The sequence below is a fragment of the Streptomyces odontomachicola genome (assembly GCF_039605595.1).
Classification (GTDB): Bacteria; Actinomycetota; Actinomycetes; order Streptomycetales; family Streptomycetaceae; genus Streptomyces.
In genome coordinates, this window is sequence record NZ_JBCFOK010000018.1 from 104,618 (window position 1) to 122,014 (window position 17,397).

General features: G+C 72.6%; 13 protein-coding genes and 1 pseudogene. 10 read left to right on the forward strand and 4 right to left on the reverse strand.

The window, feature by feature from the left end; all coding sequences use genetic code 11:
* Positions 1-161: 161 nt before the first annotated feature.
* Entirely contained in the window at positions 162-2,573 is a 2,412-nt protein-coding gene (locus tag ABEE00_RS28880; protein WP_345748661.1) for an aminobutyraldehyde dehydrogenase, read from the reverse strand.
* A 255-nt stretch (positions 2,574-2,828) separates the two neighbouring features.
* On the opposite strand from ABEE00_RS28880, the gene ABEE00_RS28885 reads away from it, so the two are divergent.
* The 3 genes from ABEE00_RS28885 (at position 2,829) to ABEE00_RS28895 (ending at position 6,238) form a co-directional block, all read left to right on the forward strand.
* Positions 2,829-4,286 (forward strand): LLM class flavin-dependent oxidoreductase, encoded by a 1,458-nt coding sequence (locus ABEE00_RS28885; protein WP_345748662.1) that lies wholly within the window; start codon positions 2,829-2,831, stop codon positions 4,284-4,286.
* Between the two features lie 51 nt (positions 4,287-4,337).
* Positions 4,338-5,627, forward strand: coding sequence for a flavin monoamine oxidase family protein (locus ABEE00_RS28890; protein ID WP_345748663.1), 1,290 nt, complete (start codon positions 4,338-4,340; stop codon positions 5,625-5,627).
* 65 nt (positions 5,628-5,692) lie between these two features.
* Positions 5,693-6,238 carry a flavin reductase family protein gene (locus tag ABEE00_RS28895; protein WP_345748664.1) on the forward strand — a complete coding sequence of 182 codons (546 nt, stop codon included), beginning with the start codon at positions 5,693-5,695 and terminating at the stop codon, positions 6,236-6,238.
* Positions 6,239-6,272: 34 nt separating this feature from the next.
* On the opposite strand, the gene ABEE00_RS28900 is transcribed toward ABEE00_RS28895, so the two are convergent.
* Entirely contained in the window at positions 6,273-7,052 is a 780-nt protein-coding gene (locus tag ABEE00_RS28900) for an IclR family transcriptional regulator (protein WP_345748665.1), read from the reverse strand.
* A gap of 353 nt (positions 7,053-7,405) precedes the next feature.
* Between ABEE00_RS28900 and ABEE00_RS28905 the strand changes: the two are divergent.
* The 4 genes and pseudogenes from ABEE00_RS28905 to ABEE00_RS28920 all read left to right on the forward strand — a co-directional run.
* Positions 7,406-7,852: pseudogene (locus tag ABEE00_RS28905) on the forward strand (DedA family protein); the annotation flags it as partial.
* A gap of 427 nt (positions 7,853-8,279) precedes the next feature.
* Positions 8,280-8,606, forward strand: a complete 327-nt coding sequence (locus ABEE00_RS28910; RefSeq protein WP_345748666.1) for a hypothetical protein — start codon at positions 8,280-8,282, stop codon at positions 8,604-8,606.
* Positions 8,607-8,776: 170 nt separating this feature from the next.
* Positions 8,777-10,969, forward strand: coding sequence for an ATP-binding protein (locus ABEE00_RS28915; RefSeq protein ID WP_345748667.1), 2,193 nt, complete (start codon positions 8,777-8,779; stop codon positions 10,967-10,969).
* Positions 10,970-11,146: 177 nt separating this feature from the next.
* Complete coding sequence (locus ABEE00_RS28920; RefSeq protein WP_345748668.1) at positions 11,147-12,076, forward strand: YihY/virulence factor BrkB family protein; 930 nt, start codon at positions 11,147-11,149, stop codon at positions 12,074-12,076.
* A gap of 61 nt (positions 12,077-12,137) precedes the next feature.
* On the opposite strand, the gene ABEE00_RS28925 is transcribed toward ABEE00_RS28920, so the two are convergent.
* Entirely contained in the window at positions 12,138-12,815 is a 678-nt protein-coding gene (locus ABEE00_RS28925; protein WP_345748669.1) for a LysE family translocator, read from the reverse strand.
* 780 nt (positions 12,816-13,595) lie between these two features.
* A complete protein-coding gene (locus ABEE00_RS28930) occupies positions 13,596-14,078 on the reverse strand; it encodes a GNAT family N-acetyltransferase (RefSeq protein WP_345748670.1) in 483 nt (160 codons plus the stop codon).
* 390 nt (positions 14,079-14,468) lie between these two features.
* On the opposite strand from ABEE00_RS28930, the gene ABEE00_RS28935 reads away from it, so the two are divergent.
* From ABEE00_RS28935 to ABEE00_RS28945, 3 genes are read left to right on the forward strand one after another with little or no spacing between them, the layout of a single operon-like run.
* Entirely contained in the window at positions 14,469-15,470 is a 1,002-nt protein-coding gene (locus ABEE00_RS28935) for a fatty acid desaturase (RefSeq protein ID WP_345748671.1), read from the forward strand.
* Positions 15,463-16,440 (forward strand): class I SAM-dependent methyltransferase, encoded by a 978-nt coding sequence (locus ABEE00_RS28940; RefSeq protein ID WP_345748672.1) that lies wholly within the window; start codon positions 15,463-15,465, stop codon positions 16,438-16,440. The genes ABEE00_RS28935 and ABEE00_RS28940 overlap by 8 nt, the downstream gene beginning before the upstream one ends.
* Positions 16,437-17,393 carry a glycosyltransferase gene (locus ABEE00_RS28945; RefSeq protein ID WP_345748673.1) on the forward strand — a complete coding sequence of 319 codons (957 nt, stop codon included), beginning with the start codon at positions 16,437-16,439 and terminating at the stop codon, positions 17,391-17,393. The genes ABEE00_RS28940 and ABEE00_RS28945 overlap by 4 nt, the downstream gene beginning before the upstream one ends.
* The last annotated feature ends 4 nt before the right edge of the window (positions 17,394-17,397 follow it).

Here is a 17,397-nt window from a genome sequence, read left to right on the forward strand (position 1 = left end):
CCGGGGCCGCGGCGGGGTGACGGCCAGGGGCTGCCGGGGGGGGGAGGGGACTGCCGACGGCCGCGTGGGCCCTGCCGTGGCCCGGCCGGCCCCGGGGCGGGGCGAGGGGAGTACGCGACTGCCCCTCACCCCTCGCGCCTCCCCTCGCGGCGTACGGGATCTCAGCGGGCGTGGTTGTGCATCACGTGCTTCGTACGGGAGTAGTCGTCCAGGGCGTAGAGGGACAGGTCGCGGCCGTAGCCCGAGCCCTTGAAGCCGCCCCAGGGGACCTCGTTGGCGAGCACCAGGTGCGCGTTCACCCAGACCGTGCCGGCGTCGATGCGCGCGGGAACGGCGTGCGAACGGCGGGCGTCCTCCGTCCACACCGAGGCCGAGAGGCCGTACGGCACCGCGTTGGCGCGGCGGACCGCCTCCTCCTCGTCGCGGAAGGTCTCCACGGTGACGACCGGGCCGAACACCTCCTCGCGGGTGATCTCCGCGCCCTCCGGCACCCCGGTGAGCACGGTCGGGGCCACGAAGTAGCCGGGCCCGTCGAGCGCTCCGCCGCCCAGTGCGGCCCGGGCGCCCGCGCGGCGTGCCCGTTCCAGGTGGCCGAGCACGCGCTCGTAATGCGCCTTGGAGACGACGGGGCCCAGCTCCACGCCGTCGGCGCCGGGTTCACCGGCGACCAGCGTGCCGACCTCGCGCACCAGGTGCTCGGTGAAGCGCTCGGCAACTGACTCGTGGACCAGTACGCGGCAGCCGGCGCCGCACTCCTGGCCCGAGTTCCAGTAGCCGGCCACCCGCAGCGCCCCGGCCGCCGCCGCCAGGTCGGCGTCCTCGAAGACCAGAACCGGGGCCTTGCCGCCCAGCTCGAGGTGTACGCGCTTGAGGTCCTCGGCGGCGGCGCGCGCCACGGCGCGGCCGCTGGGCACCGAACCGGTCAGCGCGATCATGTCGATGTCGGGGTGCGAGGACAGCCGCGCGCCGACCACGTCGCCGCGTCCCGTGACGATGTTCAGCACCCCGGGCGGCAGCAGGTCGGCGACGAGCTCGGCGAACTTCAGGGTGGTCACCGGGGTCTGCTCGGAGGGCTTGAGGACGAGCGTGTTGCCGGCGGCGAGGATCGGGGCGATCTTCCAGGCGGCCATCATCAGCGGGTAGTTCCAGGGCGTGACCACACCCACCACGCCGAGTGGTTCGCGCTGGATGACCGACAGGTGGTCCTCGAAGTAGTCGCCGCCGGCCATGGACGTGGTCGCGCGGACGGCGCCGGCCATGAAGCGGAACGTGTCGACGGTCCCGGCGAGGTCGTCGCGCGAGACGTCCAGCGGCTTGCCGGTGTTCGCCGATTCCAGTCCGGCGAGCAGCCCGGCGTGCTCGGCGACCCGGTCGGCGACAGCGTGCAGCAGGTCGGAGCGGTCCTTGGGGGTGCGCTTGGCCCACGCCTCCTTGGCGGCCTTCGCCGCCGTGACCGCGCGGTCCACGTCGGCCGCCGTGCCGTCGGGCGCGTGGCACAGGACCTTCTCCGTACAGGGATCGACCACGTCGAGCACCTGCGCCGAGGAGGAGTCGGCGTACCGCCCGTCGATGAAGTGCCGGGCCGGGGGCAGGTCCGCCTCGGCGAACAGCGGGCGCGCGCCCGCGGAGCGGCGGCGAACCGAGCATGCCGCGGGGGAAGTCGAGGCGACGGCCAGTGGCTCCGGCGTCCCCGACAGCACCTCGCGCGCCTGCGAGGTGACCTTCTCCGCCGTCGCCGGATCGAGGTCGAGCAGCGGCTTGCGCGGACCGCCCATGGGCAGGCCGAGGGCGGTGAGTACGGACTTGACCGCGGGGATGAAGGGGACGGACATCAGGGTGTCCAGCAGGGGATAGACGCGGGACCACTCGCGGCGCGCCCGCTCCAGCTCGCCCGCGCTCAACGCGCGCTGGATCGACACGAGTTCGGCGGGTATCAGGTTGGCGCTGCCCGCCACCATGCCGGCGGCGCCCTCGGTGAGGGTGGCCAGCATCAGGGTGTCCCAGCCGCCGAAGGTGGAGACGGCGTCGCCGTGGTGGTGGATGAGTTGGCGCACCTGCGACATGTCGGCTCTGGTGTCCTTGATGTACTGGATGTTCTCGACCTCGCGCGCGAGCCGGCCCACCGTGTCGGGCGCCAGGCTGACCCCGGTGGCGCTGGGCAGGTTGTAGAGCATCACCGGGATGTCGACCTTGTCCGCGACGGTGCGCAGGTAGTGCAGGGTCTCGTCCTCGGTGAGCGGTTCGTAGTACGGCGTGACCAGCATCAGCACCGAGGCCCCGGCGTCCTGCGCGTGGCGTGAGAGGCCGATGGCCTCGGTCGTGCTCACCGCGCCGGTCTGCGCGACGACCGGGACGCGGCCCGCCGCCCGTTCGACGACGGTCTCGACGGCGAGGCGGCGCTCCGCCGCGGTCATGGCGGCGAACTCGCCCGTGGATCCGCACACGACGAGGCCGTCGACCCCGCCGTCGAGGGCGCGGTCGACGACCCGGTCGAGCGTGTGCGTGTCGATCGTCCCGTCCCGCGTGAACGGGGTGGGCAGGGCGGTGAGCACACCGCTGAGCTGCGACGGCATTCGGCACTCTCCCTCCGGTGCCGTTCACTATGAGAACGGCACGTTCAATGAGCGGGAGCCAGTCAAGCTACGGACGGGGTGCGAGGCCGTCAAGAGTGGGTGCTGAGTGGGTAATTGGGCGGTTTGCCGCCACGGAGGAGTGCCGAATGGTGACCCCTTGACATGCCCTCAAGGCGCTCTGAATATGAACGTTACGTTCGCTAGGTGAACGCAGCCTGGATCACCGCACAGCGCCACTCTGATCAGGAGGGCAGCATGAGCAACCAGCCCCTGAAGTTCTTCGCCTTCGACGTGTGCGCCCCGGGGCATCTGACCGCGGGCTCCTGGCGGGACGCCCTCGATGAGGGGCCGCGCTACACGGACCTGTCGTACTGGACCGGCACGGCCCGCATGCTGGAGGAAGCCCGCTTCGACGGCATCTTCTTCGCCGACACGGTCGGCTACCACGACGTGTACGGCGGCTCGCCCGACGCCGCCCTGCGCGATGCCGCCCAATTCCCCATCAACGAGCCCTCGTTGGCGATCTCCGCGATGGCCGCCGCCACCCGGCACCTGGGCTTCGGCGTCACCGCCTCGCTGACGTACGAGCAGCCGTACGCGCTGGCGCGGAAGTTCAGCACCCTGGACCACCTCACGGCGGGCCGCGTCGGCTGGAACATCGTGACCTCCTACAACGAGTCGGCCGCGCGCAACCTCGGGCTCGGCGCCCAGATCCCGCACGACAGGCGCTATGACCTGGCGGATGAGTACGTGGAGGTCTGCTACAAGCTGTGGGAGGGCTCCTGGCAGGACGACGCGGTGATCAGGGACGCGGCGGCCGCCGCCTATGTCGATCCGCGCCGGGTGCACGGCATCGCACACCGCGGCACCTACTTCGACGTCCCCGGCATGCACCTGTGCGAGCCCTCGCCGCAGCGCACCCCGATGCTCTTCCAGGCCGGCGCGTCCTCGCGGGGCCTGACGTTCGCCGCGCGCAACGCCGAGGCGGTGTTCGTGAACACCATGACCCCGGAGACGACCCGGCGCGGCGTGGAGAGGATCCGCGCCGCGGTCGCCGAGGCCGGGCGCGACCCGCGCGGCGTGAAGGTCCTCGCCCTGCTCACGGTCGTCGTCGCGGCGACCGACGCGCAGGCGCAGGAGAAGTGCGAGCGGTACGTGCGCAACGTCAGTTACGAGGGCGCGCTGGCCCGCTTCGCCGGCTGGACCGGCATCGACCTCAGCGGCGTCGACCCGGACACCCCGCTGGAATACGTGGAGGTGGACGGCTCGCGCTCGATGGTCGAGATGTTCTCCAGGGCCGACCCCTCGCGTACGTGGACCGTCCGGCAGATCGCCGAGTTCATCGGCGTGGGCGGCACCGGCGCGGTGGTCGTCGGGTCGCCGGCGACGGTGGCCGCCGAGCTGCGCAGGTGGCGGGACGTGGCCGGGGTCGACGGCTTCAACCTCAGCTATGGGACCAAGCCCGGCAGTTGGGAGGACTTCATCGAACTCGCCCTGCCCGAACTGCGCCGCAGGGGCCTGGCGCGCGAGGAGTACGACGAGGGCGCCGCCACCCTGCGCGAGACCTTCTACGGCGCGGGCCGGCGCCGCACCCTCGACGACCACCCCGCGAGCCGGGTGCGCGAGGAGCTGCGCGCGAGGGCGGGGTCGGACCTCGTACGCGATCCGGGGACGGGACCTGCCGAGCAGGTCCCCGCCGCCGCTTCCCACTGACACCCGCCGGGATACCGCCGGGGGACCCGGAAGAGACGAGGAGCGAGCGCAATGGCCGAACATGCTGACGTCGTCATCGTCGGCGGCGGAGTGGCGGGTCTGATCGCCGCGCGGGAACTGGGCGCGACGGGCCGCAGAGTGGTGCTGCTGGAGGCGCGCGACCGGCTCGGCGGCAGGGTGTGGACCGACCGCCGCCTGGGCCGCGACCTGGAGTTGGGCGGCACATGGCTGCACTGGACGCAGCCGCACGTGTGGTCCGAGGTCACCCGCTACGGGCTGAAGGTGACCCGCGGTCCGCGGCCCGAGGAGGCGTACTGGCTCGCGGGCGGCGAGGTGCGCAAGGGCTCGCTGCAGGAGTTCATGGACCTCATCGACCCGGGCATGCGGCGGATGCTGGAGGGCACGACGGAGTGGATCCCGCGGCCCGACGACCCCGCGGGCAACCCGGAGTTGGCCGCCGCCGACGCCTGGAGCGTGCAGGACAGGCTCGATGCGCTGCGGCTGCCGCCCGAGGAGTACCACGCCAACGAGGCCGCCTGGGTCGGCCACTTCAACGCGCCGCTCACCGAGGGCGGCTTCTCCGGCGCGCTGCGCTGGACCGCCGCGGCCGCCGGGCACTGGCATCTGATGCACGAGGCGTCGGCGGTCTTCCGCCTCACCGCCGGCACCCGCGCCCTGGTGTCCGCGATCGCCGCGAACGCCCGCGCCGACATCCGTACCGGCAGCCCCGTACGCGCCGTCGAGCACGGCGAACGGCAGGCCCTCGTACGCCTCGGAGACGGCACGGCGATCACCGCGGACGCCGTCGTCGTCACGCTGCCGCAGAACCTGCTGGACAGCATCGAGGTCTCGCCGCCGCTGTGCGAGGAGAAGCGGGCGGCCGCGAAGGAGAAGACCGCCTCCCGGGGCGTGAAGATCTGGATCCGCGTACGCGGCCCGGTCCGCCCCTTCTTCGCCTACTCCTCGGCCCACCACCCGCTGTCCGTGGTCCGCACCGAGTACGCCGGTACGCGCGACGCCGTGCTGGTCTCCTTCGGCGCCGACCACACCCGCATCGGCCCGCACGACACGGCAGCCGTCCGGGAGGCGCTGCGCGTGTGGCGGGACGACCTGGAGGTGCTGGAGGTGACCGGGCACGACTGGATGGCCGATCCGTACGCGGGCGAGACGTGGATGATGCACCGGCCGGGGCAGCTCACCTCCTACCTGCGCGGGATGCAGCGCAGCGAGGGGGTGCTGCACTTCGCCAGCAGCGACAACGCCGACCTGTGGGGCGGCTTCGTGGACGGCGCGATCGAGCGCGGGCTGCGGGTGTCCCGCGACATCGCCAAGGGGGGCTGAGCCCGAGTGCCGCGCCGCGCGCCCGACTTCGCTTCATGCCGTACGACTTCGAGGGGAGCTCTCTCATGAGGACCGTCGCCGCCGCACAGCAGGCACCGCAGCAATCCGCCCAGCTCTCTCACATCGACCCGTCGGACTTCCGGCACGTCATGTCCCATCTGCCCACCGGAGTGGTGGCGGTGGCCGGCGCCGAGGCGGCCACGGGGGCGCCCGCCGGGATGATCGTCGGCACCTTCCAGTCCCTGTCGCTGGACCCGCCGCTCGTCGCGTTCAGCGTCGCGCGGACCTCGGGGAGCTGGCCCAGGATCCGCACCGGCGCGGGGTTCAGCGCCAGCGTGCTGGCGGAGGGGCAGGACCATGTGTGCCGGGCGCTGTCGCGTAAGTCGGGCGACAAGTTCGCCGGAGTGGAGTGGCACGGGTCGCCGGAGGGCGCGCCGCGCATCGCCGGCGCCGTGGCCTGGATCGACTGCGGGTGGGAGCACGAACTCGACGGCGGTGACCACGTGATCGTCATCGCCCGGGTGCGGCGCATGGCCGCGGGGCCAGGCGAACCCCTGGTCTTCCACAAGGGGCGGCTGGGCGGCTACCGCGCTCCGGCCGCCGCGGCCTGAGCCGCTGTCCGGGTCACGGCCCGCGGGGCACCGCTCACTGCTCTTCCCACCCCGGCCACATCAGCCGCATGAGCTTTTCCGTGGTGGCCTGCATCTGCTGGAGCGTGGCGGGGATTCTGTCCCTGCCGAACCGGTAACGCGGCGCGTCCACGGTGAGGATGGCCACCAGGGAACCCGCGGAATCGCGAATGGGCCGGGAAAGCGAGAGCAGCCCCTCCTCCAACTCGTTGTCGAGGATGGAGTATTCCTGCTCGCGTACCTCTTGGAGCTCCTTGAACAGCGCCTTGCGGTCGGTGATGGTGTCCGGGGTGAAGCGCTCCAGCGTTTCGGGGAGCTGCTCCCGCAGTTGCTCGGGCGTCATGTCAGCGAGCAGGATCTTTCCCGTGGAACTGGCGTGCAGAGCCCAGCGCTGACCGATCAGCGAACTCACCGACACCCCCACGACGTGGGAACCCTTGGCCGCCGCTATCAGGTCGAGGTCGCCGCCGGGTGTGGGCACCGAGAGGGTGACCGTCTCCTGCGCTGTCTCCGCGAGTTCGTCGAGGATCGGCTGGATGCGGACCACCAGACGCCCGTACGGATCTGCGCGCCGGGCGAGCCGGGAGAACTCCCAGCCCAATGAGTATTTCGCGTCCGTGCGGTCGACGAATCCGGTCTGTTCCAGGCTGTTGAGGATGCGGAAGGCGGTGGGCCGGGAAAGGCCGACGGCGCCGGCCAGTTCCGTCACGGTGGCCCCGGAATCGTGCCGCGCGAGTTCCCGCAGGAGCATTGCCCCCTTGAGGACCGATTTATTAGTAAGTTCCTGCTCGGGCATCGAGCCTCTCACGCCTTTCCGGTCGGCCGGGAAACCAGGCAACGATCCTACGTCGCACCGCATCACGGACGTCCGGTGACCGGAGCCTCCCCCCTGCGCCCGGACCCGGCGCCGGGCGCCCGGGGCCGGGGCTGGTCACCGCGCGATACGGACGTTCGCATAACCTGGCCGGTACGGGCGGTCCCGCCGAGGTGCCCTGCCCGTACGGACACGGACGTGGCGGCGCTCCGTCACGGAAACGGAGTCGGCCCGCCCCGGGGACGGGCCCGGCAGCGGATGCAGGTGAGGCATGGAGACCGGACTCGGCCGCGTACCCGTCGCGGCGGCCCGTGGCGGGGGAGCGGTGAGGCGCCGTGGATAAGGTCGCGCTCACGGCCGCCGGGCTGTACGTCATCATCCTGCTGCGCGCGGGCGGCACCTTCGCCGTCGGCTGGCTGGCCGGCGCGGGCGTCCGGCGCAGCCGCCTCGCCGAGCGGATGACCTCCCCCAGGTTCCAGCGCCTGGAGCGGGCGATCCAGCGCTGGGGCGCGCCGGTCGTCGCCGTCTCCTTCCTGACCGTCGGCTTCCAGACCGCCGCGAACTTCCTGGCCGGGACCCTGCGGATGCCGCTCTCGCGCTATCTGCCCGCGCTGTTCGTGGGCGGCGCGGCCTGGGCCCTGCTGTACGCGACCGTCGGCGTCGGCACGCTGGAGGTGCTGGTGAAGCTGTTCGCCGAGCACGTCGCGCTCGGCTCGGCCGCCGTCGCCGTCCTGCTCCTCGCGCTGGGCGGCGCCCTCGCGTACCGGCGCAGGAAGGCGGCGGCCGCCCGGGAGGCGGATGCCGCGAGGACGACGGAGGGCACGGAGAAGACGGCCAAGGGCGAGAGCTCGGCCAAGGGCGAAGGCTCGGCGAAGGGCGAGGGCACGGCGGAGGCGGAGGACGCCGAGGTCGGGGCCGAGGAGTCCTGAGCGTTCCGGCGCGCCCCACCCCTCGGCCCGTACGGGTAACGCTCTGCCCGGTCGTGTCGCTGAGGAGGATGTGGCGTGTCGGTGGCACGTCATGTGGCCGGGGGCGTCCCCTGTGGGGGGTGGGCGTCCCCGGCCTTCGTGCTGTCCGGGTTCTCTGTGCCGCCCGGCGTGCTGCCCGGCGCTTTCGGCAGGTCGGAGGCGTGCGTAACGCCCGGCCGCGCCCGTGACGCAGAGGGAGAGCGGGCGCACACAGCGTTCCGTCTGGGCGGATGGGGGCCGTGTGAAGGATGACGAACCAGAGGGAACAGGGCAGACGGAGCGTGCGGAGGGAGCCGGCGCGCGGCGCGCGGCCCTCGCCGTGCAGGCGTTCGCGGATCTGGCCGCGGGATGCCTGGCGTTGTGGATCGTGCTGTATTCGCTCGGCGCCGACAGGGCCAACCCCTGCGTGGAGGGGGCGCGTTACGCGGCCGAGGGGCTCGGCTGGTGGTCCCGCTCCCTCTTCACCATGGACAACGACGGCATGCGGCTCCTGCTGAGCTACGGGCTGCCCGCGGTGCTCTACCTCGCGATCGGGCACGCGGTCTCCGGATGGCTGCGGCGCCCCTGACCCGGCCCGGCCGGGCCGCGCGCCCCCGCTTCCGCTCGCAGGAGTGGCAGCTTCCGGGATCGCTTGCGGCGCGTCGCCGCCTTTCGCAAGCATCCGGTGGAACAGCCCAACTCCTCGCGGTGGGATTGGCGTTGGGTACGGCCGGACGCAGGGTGAGGTGAGACCGGGGCATGCGCAGGAACATTCCGCGGGAGACGACATCCTTCGTCGGCAGGTCGGCCGAGCTCGCGCGGCTGCACGCGGCGCTCGGCGAAGCGCGGCTGGTCACCCTCGTCGGGGCGGCCGGCGTCGGCAAGTCGCGGCTGGCCCTGCGCGCGGTGACCACCGGCACGGCCGCCGAGCCCGCGCGGACGCCAGGGCCCGTCGAGCCGGAGCGGACACCGCAGCCGGCGGAGACTGCGGCACCCGCCGGCGCCCCCGCCGAGCCGCCCGAGCCCACCGAGCCGCCCGAGCCCGCCGACCTCGCGGAGTTCGCGAGCTGGGCCGATCTGTGGCCGGTGCAGGACGACGGGCTGCTCGCCGCCGTGCTCGCCGACGCGCTGGGGCTCGCCGACCACACCGCGCGCTCCCCGGCGGAGGCACTGTGCGCCTGGGTCGCCGACCGGCCCGTGCTCCTGGTGCTGGACTCCTGCGAGCACCTGATCCCGCAGTGCCGGCAGCTCCTCGCGCGGCTGCTCTCCGCCTGCCCCCGGCTGAGGGTGCTGGCCACCAGCCGCGAACCGCTGGGCGCCGAGGGCGAGACGGTGCTGCGGGTGCCTCCGCTGGCCGCGGCCACCGAGGCGCTGACGCTGTTCGAGCAGCGCGCGGCGGGGGCCGGTGCGCCGCTGCGGGACGCGGGGGAGCGGCGCGGTGCCGCCCTGTTGTGCGCGCGCCTCGACGGCGTACCGCTCGCGCTGGAACTCGCCGCGGCGCAGCTACGCCACCACACCCTCGACCAGACCGTACGGCGTGCGCAGCACCCCCTCGACCTGTCCGAGCCCGCGGCACCCGGGGCGACGCCCAGCACCGACGGCGCACCCGCCGCCCCCGACCGCCCCGCGCGGCACACCGCCGTCCGCACCGCCGTCGGCTGGAGCCACGAGCTGTGCCGTCCGGCCGAGCGGCTGCTGTGGGCGCGGCTGGCCGTCTTCCCCCGCGCCTTCGACGCCGGGATCGCCGAACAGGTCTGCTCCGGCGGCCCGTTGAGTCCGCGCGAACTCCGTACCTGCCTGCGGGGACTTGTCGACAAGTCGGTCGTGACACGCGAGGGCGGGCGCTACCGGCTGCTGGACAGCATCCGCGAGTACGGGGCGATGTGGCTGCGCGAGCTGGGCGAGGAGGAGTACGTCGAGGCCCGGCACGCCTCGGCGGTGGTGGAGCTGTCGCGCCGGGCGCGCACCCAGTGGTTCGGCGCGGCCCAGGCCTCCTGGTACCGGCGGATGGAGGAGCTGTACCACGACGTGCACGCCGCGCTCCGGCGCCTGCTGGTCACCCACCCCGAACAGGCCCTGGAACTCGCGGGGAACGTGGCCTTCTTCTGGGTCTGCTGCGGCCACCTGCACGAGACCGGCCACTACCTGGAACTCGCGCTGGCCTCCACCGACCGCCCAGGCCCGTGCCGCACCCGGGGCCTGTGGTCGCTCGGCGTGGCCCACGTACTCCAGGGCGACCACGCGGCGGGCCGCGAACTCGCCGCGCTCAGCCGCGAGTCGGCCGCACGGACCGGCGACAGCGAGGGCCTGCGCCAGGCCGCCTACCTGGAAGGGCTCGCCGCGCTGCTGACCGGCCGCCCGCTGGAGGCGCTGACCGCGGCTGAGGGCGCGCTGCGCAGCACGGCCGACCACCCCGAGCCCGGTTTCGGCGTGCTGCTCTGCCGCCTGGTGCGGGTCTTCGCGCTGACCGGCGCGGGCCGGCTGAAGGAGGCGCGTCTCGAGGCCGACGTGCTGCGCCGCAAGTGCGTGCGCGTGGGGGACTGCTGGACGCGCGCGTACACCGACTACCAACTGGCGCTGATCGCCCTCTTCGAGCACCGGTACGAGGAGGCCGCCGCCCACGCGCGGGACATGCTCGCCGCCAAGCGCCGCATCGGCGACAGGTTCGGCATCGCGCTGGGCCTGGAACTGCTGGCCGCCGCCTGGGCGGAGAGCGGCAGGCCGCGGCACGCCGCGCTGGCCTACGGCGCGGGCGCCCAGCACTGGGAGATCGTCGGCCACCCGCAGCGCGGCACGCCCGAGGTGGCACCGCTGCGCGAACGGGGCAGGGAGAGCGCGCGCGTACGGATCGGCGAGGCGGAGTACGCGGAGCTGTTCCACAGCGCGCTGCACGCCGACCGGGACCGCGTGGTGGCCTGGGCGACGGCGCCCGACCCCGCGCCGCATCTGTGAGCACTCGTCCGTGTCGCCCGCGCCGCCGGGTTTCCGGGTGCCGGAAGCCGGGCGCCTGATCGCCGTGCGTAGCCTTGAGGAGTACGTACGCACGGCTGAAGGCGGGGGACATGACCACGCAGGCGCATCGCCGCGGGCGCACGCCGGAACCGCGTGCCGCCGCGCACCGGAGCCGATGTGTCGGGTGAGCACGCGACGCGGGACTCCGGGGCGAGGCACGCCGAGGAGGGGCAGGAGGGCGGCTCGGTCCGTACGCGGGGCCGGTTGCGGATCGGCGAGATGGGCCGCGCCCTGTGCCGCGTCCCCGCGTCCATCTGGAACGACGACGTCACCGACTGGGCCGCGGCGCTGACCTACTACGCGGTGCTCGCGCTCTTCCCCACGCTCCTGGTGACCCTCTCGCTCGTGGGCATCGCCGGTCCCGCGACCACGGCCCAGCTCATCCACGCCATCACCACCGTCCTCCCGGAGACCTCACGGGATCCGCTGGGCGGGGCGCTGCGCGCGATGGCCGGGCAGCGCACGGACGCGTGGCTGCTCGCCGTGCTCGGCACGATCTGGGCCCTGTGGTCCTCCTCCAGCTACCTGGCCGTCTTCCGCCGCGCCCTGCACTCCATGCACCGGGTACCCGACACCCGCCCGGTGCGCCGCAAGATCCCGCGCATCGTGCTCACCGCGACGACGCTGCTGCTCCTGCTGATGGGCAGCGTGTGCGTGCTGATGATCTCCGGGGAACTGGCACGCGCCGTGGGCCACATGGCCGGCATGGACGCGGTGGCGGCGCGCATGTGGCAGACGCTGCGCTGGCCCGTGCTGCTGCTCCTGGTGTCGGTGCTGGTCCTGGTCGTCTTCCGCACGGGACCCCCGGTCGGCGGGCTGCGGCACCGGCTGCCCGGCGGGGTGCTCGCCGTGGTCCTGTGGCTGATCACCTGCGGCGGCTTCGCCTTCTACGCCGCGCACGTGGGCACGTACCACCGACTGTACGGATCGCTCGCCGGCGTGGTCGTCTTCCTGGTCTGGCTGTGGCTGTCGAACCTCGCGCTGCTGGCCGGCGCCCAGTTCAACGCGGAACTGCACCACCGCCGCACGGCGCGCTCCGGCTTCTAGCGCCCCGGCCGCACGGCGCGCCCCGCCGGCCGGCGCCCGCCGCCGCTCAACTCGCCACCGCTCAACTCGCCACCGCCGTACGGATTCCCAGCCCGATCAGCACCGCGCCCGCCAGGCGGCTCAACCCCGCACGGAGGCGCGGCGTGTCCAGCGCCGTGCGCGCGGCGGCGACCATCAGCGTCCAGGACAGCAGCCACGCGAGCACCAGCAGCATGTGCGCGAGGGCGAGCGCCGCGATCTGCGGGGCGAGCGGGCGCCCCGCTGTGAGGAACTGCGGTACGAGGGTGAGGTAGACCGAACCCGCCTTCGGGTTGAGCACGTTGGACCACAGGCCCTGGCCGAAGCCCCCGAGCCGCGCCCACGGAACCCGCGGCCGCCGCGCTCGCGCCTGCCGGCGGGCTCCCGGTGTCCGCTCCGCTTCGCCGCGGGGCTCCGCGCGGGAGGGAGCTTCGCGCCGGGCCGAGCGCCAGGTGCTCGCGCCCAGCCACACGAGATAGGCGCCGCCGACGAGCTTCACCGCGGTCAGTGCCTGCGCCGACGACATGACCAGCGCCGACAGGCCGACCGCCGCGAACGCCGCATGGACCGCGAGCCCGCACGCCGAGCCGAGCGCGGCCCGCGCACCGTCGGCTCGTGACCCCGCGACCACCCGCTGCGTCACGAGCGTGAAGCTGGTGCCGGGGAGCAGGGTCAGCGGCGTGACGGCGGCGAGGAAGCCGAGAATCCGAGGCCAGTCCATCCTGTGAGGCTAGCGCCGTGCGGGAGCCGTGGCAGGCCCCTCACGAGCGGCTTTTCCCTGTCTTTGGCACAGGGAAGCGGAAGCATTTCGTTAATGACGGATGCCAGGTCATGGGCGTTCTGGACCTTTACCTGTTACGTGTCTATGATTGCCTGCGTGCTCGAGCACGATGATGTGACCGAAGCATGTGCGCGCACGGGGTGACCACCCGTGACGGAGGGCCCGGCAGGGATCTCCTCCAGCATCCATGATGGCGCAGAGAGCTCCTCTGACCTGCGGCGACGTATGTCTGACGCATGCCTTCGGAGGAGGGGAGGGGGTGTTCACGCCCGCGCGAGGCGGCTGTCGCCGGTGGCCGGGCGGCGCGCTGCCGTGTGTTTGCGGATTTCAACCAAGGAATTGAAGGTTCGCGCCCTTTGCGCGGACTTTGCCTGCTGTTGAACTTCCTCACATCAATTCGTATGCTTCAGCGTGGGGTTCGCGCGCGGTCCGGAGTGCCCGTCGGATGCGCCTGTTCCCGTGTTTTGCCGTGGCCGAAATTCGCCGCCGATCCGTCCCCCACCTCTTCCCCCACTCCCATCCCGACACCGCCCCGGAGTGCCCGCCCGGGTGGTGAGAGGAGCCGTTGTGCCTGCACCGCTCTGCTCGCGCCCGGAAACCCGGGTGCCTTCCCGCTTACTCCGCGACCGCACGCCCCGCGACCGCACGGGGCGGCCCCTCCGCGAGGCCGCCCCTGGGGCCCCCGCGACGGAGGCCGGCTTATCCGGTGTCCGACTGCTCTCAGGCCGCCGGGAGTTCGCGCCGCATGCAGCCGCGCGGCCAGCGGTCGAGACCGTGGTCGGCCTCGGCCTTGCGCAGCTCGCGCAGCCCCGGCGTGATCTCCTCCTCGGTCAGCCAGCGAAAGCCGCACCGCTCGTAGTACGGCCCGTTCCACACCACGTCCCTGAAGGTGGTCAGGGTCAGCGCGGGCAGCCCCTGCGCAGCGGCCCACTGCGCCACGTGCTCCACCAGCTCGTGCCCCAGGCGCCGCCCCCGGAAGTCGGGGTGCACCGAGACCTGTTCGACGTGGGCGTTCCCGTCGATCAGGTCCGCCAGGATGTACGCGGCCGGCTCGCCCTCCACGGCGTGCACCCAGGCGCGGCCGCCGTTCATGTAGCCCAGGAGCACCTCGCGGGACGGCGGCTCGTCGTCCGCGACCGCCTTCATGTCGATGTCCGCGAACGCCAGTCCGGCCGCGCGCTCGATGTCCCTCAGGCGTGGCACATCGCTTTCCTGTGCAGGTCGAATCACTTTTCCTCCTTCTCGGTCGGATGTGCCGCGATGCTATTTCACGCGGCCGCCGCTTGGCGAATCCTTTCCGGGGATTGCACGACGTGAGAACATCTCCTACAGTCGTGTCGCACCGGCATTCTCTGCCACCCCGCGGAGCCCTCTCCGCGGCGTAGTCGCAGGAATGCGTCCGAGGTCATTTCCCTATCTTCCTCCCCTTCCTCAGGCATGCCCGCAGAGGCCCGCATGCGAATGCGTTCGAGCCCCTGTGTGATTTCCCCGGCGGCCACCAGAAGGGTTTCATCCGCGCGGTAACGGACTGCCCCGCGGTGGCAGTGCTGCGCGCTTATCCGTGTCAGAGGAGTGTATGTGTCGCATTCCGATATGACCGAGAGAAAGAGCCGGAGAGGAAACCCCGGGTCCCCGCACCTGCCGTCCGTGGTCTCCTCGGACGGGACCAGATGGATGGACTTCCGCAAGACCCTCACGCCCCGGTACGCGGTGGTGTGGCGGGACATCGGGCTGTGCTACCTGGCCCTGGCCGCCGGCCTCGCCGCCACCGCGCTCGCCACCGGGCGTCTCGGCCCGGTCCCCGCGCTGGTCGTCGCGGTGCCGGCGGGAGCCTGGACCGGCTGGTGGATGCATGCGCTGTTCCTCTTCGGACACGAGGCCGCACACACCAACCTCGCCCCGCGGCGACGGCGCAACGACCGGCTGGGGGACTGGTGCGTGTGGCTGCCGTTCGGCTCCACCACGGCGCAGTACCGGCGCACGCACATGGCCCACCACACGCACCTGGGCGGTGCAGGGGACACCGAGACGACGTACTACCTGTGTCTTTCCGTGGCCAACATCCTCAAGGGGATGACCGGAATCCACGTGCTGCAAGTCCTGCTGCGCGACCGCAGAAATGAGACCTCCGGCAAAAAGGGCCCCTCGCGTTCCGGCGCCCGGCGTGAAATGCGCGCCTCGCTGCGTACGGTCGTCCTGCACGCGGGAACCGTCGGCGGATTCTCGACGGCGGGGTTGTGGCCCGTCGCGCTTTCCTGGATCATCGGCGCCGGCTGTGTTTTCCCGCTGTGCGCGCTGCTGCGCACCGTGGTCGAGCACCGGCAGCCCGACGCGCCCTGTTCCGTGGATTTCACGGAGACCGAGCACGGCCCGGTGAACCGCCTTTTCGGCGACGGCCCGCTCTCCCGTACCTTCGGCGCTGCCGGATTCAACAAGCACCTGCTGCACCACTGGGATCCGGCGATCTCCTACACCCGATTCTCCGAGATGGAGGAATTCTTCGCGCGTACTCCGCTGGCCGCAGAAATGGAATCCGGCCGCACCGGCTACGGGGCGGCACTGAAGGGAATGATGGTGGTGGCACGACGTGGGTGACCTGCTGATGGACTGCCCCGTGTGCGGGGTGTCCGAGCCCGAGCTGTTCGCCAGAGCCTTCGACAAGGAGTACCTCACCAGCCCCCGCGAGTTCCGGTACGCACGCTGCCGGGCCTGCACGGCGGTCTACCTCGACCAGCCGCCGGCTGACCGCCTGGAGGAGATCTATCCGGCCAACTACTACTCGTACGGGGGCATCGAGGGCTCCACAGCGATCACCGAGCGCATCAAGGAGCGGCTGGACGGCCGGACCCTGCGCAAGATCCTCAAGGACATACCGGGGGACCGGCTGCGGGTGCTGGACGTGGGCGGCGGCGCCGGCTGGTCGCTCACCACCGCGCGCCGGGTCTGCCCGCGGGTCACCGAGACCCACGAGGTGGACATGCAGGCCGCGGCCGCTCCCGTCGCCGAACGCGCGGGGCACGTGTACCACTGCATGCCGGTCGAGGAGTTCGCCCCGGACACCAGGTTCGACCTGATCATGGCGATGAGCGTCATCGAGCACGTACCCGACCCCGTGCTCGTGCTGCGGCGGATGCGCGAACTGCTCACCGACCGCGGTGTGCTGCTGCTCAAGACGCCCAACACCGCCACCCTGGACTGCCGCGTCTTCCGGCACCGCAACTGGGGCGGTTTCCACTGCCCACGCCACTTCGTGCTCTTCACCCGTGAGGGCCTCTCCACCGTGGGCGCGCGCTGCGGACTGCGCACCCGCGCCAGTTCCTACACCCAGGGCGCGCCGCAGTGGGCGCTGAGCGTCATGGCCTGGCTGCACGACCGGCGCCTGATCCGCATCACCCCGGAGCGCCCCGCCTACCGGCACTGGACCTACGAGCCGCTCACCGCGTTGTTCGCGGCGCTGGACTACGCGCGGCTGCCGTTCGCGCCCACCGCGCAGATGACCATGCAGTTCCAGCGGGCGCCCGAAGCACCCGGGCGCCCCGGCACCGACCACGGGAGGCCCCTGTGACCGCAGTCGGCACCGCAGCAGCCGGGACACCCGGCGCCGGGGAGACGGACGAGGTGGACCTGACCTTCGCCCTCCCCATGTACAACGAAGAGGGCATCGTGCACGAGGCCGTGACCCGGGTGCTCAAGGCCGGCGCGGAGTCCGGGCGCAGCTACGAGGTGCTCGCCGTGGACGACGGCAGCAGCGACCGCACACCGGAGCTGCTCGCCGGACTCCAGGACACCCACGACCGCTTCCGCTGGGTGCAGCTCCGCCCCAACTGCGGCCAGCCCGCCTCCAGCAAGGCCGCGCTGCTGGCCGCGCGCGGCCGGATGGTCGCCGTGCTGGACGCCGACCTGCAGACCCCGCCGGAGCTGGTGCCCCGGCTGGCCGACGCGCTGGAGAGCGCGGGCCCTTACACCGCTGCCGTCTTCGGCACCACCTCCACGCGCCGCCGCAAGGACCCGGTGCGGCTGCTCGCCGGGCAGGCCGTCTTCTACTTCGTGCAGACCCGGCTGAGCCGCAACCCCATCCCGCACGGCGCGAGTTCCTTCTTCGTGATGCGCAGGGACGCCGCGCACCGGGTGGCCAGGCTGCGCTTCACCAAGGGCAACGTCGGCTCCGTACTCGCCGCGCTCGGCCTGGGCATCGAGGCCGTCACCTACGACAAGCCCGCGAGCTACCGCGCCGACTCCCGGCTCGGCCTGCGCGGACACGTCGAAGAGGCAGTCGGCTCCCTGGCGTTGACCGGGGTCCTCAGCCGCTGCGGCGGCACGGCGGCCGCGCTCGGCGCCGCGGCGGCCGCCGCCTCGCGCCTGCGCGGCCGCTCCCGGGCGCGTACGGCGGCGTACCTGGCGGGAGCGGGGATGGGCCTCGTGGCCGCCGGGGCAGCGGAGTCCTTCCTCCGCACCTCGCTGACCGACTCGGACACCGAACTTCCGATCTTCGCCGGCACGTCGGGCGACCCGGCCTGACCCC

Coding starts and splice junctions, on each gene's coding strand:
- ABEE00_RS28880 (WP_345748661.1), bottom strand. CDS start 2,573: ATGCCGTCGCAGCTCAGCGGTGTGCTCACCGCCCTGCCCACCCCGTTC.
- ABEE00_RS28885 (WP_345748662.1), top strand. CDS start 2,829: ATGAGCAACCAGCCCCTGAAGTTCTTCGCCTTCGACGTGTGCGCCCCG.
- ABEE00_RS28890 (WP_345748663.1), top strand. CDS start 4,338: ATGGCCGAACATGCTGACGTCGTCATCGTCGGCGGCGGAGTGGCGGGT.
- ABEE00_RS28895 (WP_345748664.1), top strand. CDS start 5,693: ATGAGGACCGTCGCCGCCGCACAGCAGGCACCGCAGCAATCCGCCCAG.
- ABEE00_RS28900 (WP_345748665.1), bottom strand. CDS start 7,052: ATGCCCGAGCAGGAACTTACTAATAAATCGGTCCTCAAGGGGGCAATG.
- ABEE00_RS28915 (WP_345748667.1), top strand. CDS start 8,777: ATGCGCAGGAACATTCCGCGGGAGACGACATCCTTCGTCGGCAGGTCG.
- ABEE00_RS28925 (WP_345748669.1), bottom strand. CDS start 12,815: ATGGACTGGCCTCGGATTCTCGGCTTCCTCGCCGCCGTCACGCCGCTG.
- ABEE00_RS28935 (WP_345748671.1), top strand. CDS start 14,469: ATGACCGAGAGAAAGAGCCGGAGAGGAAACCCCGGGTCCCCGCACCTG.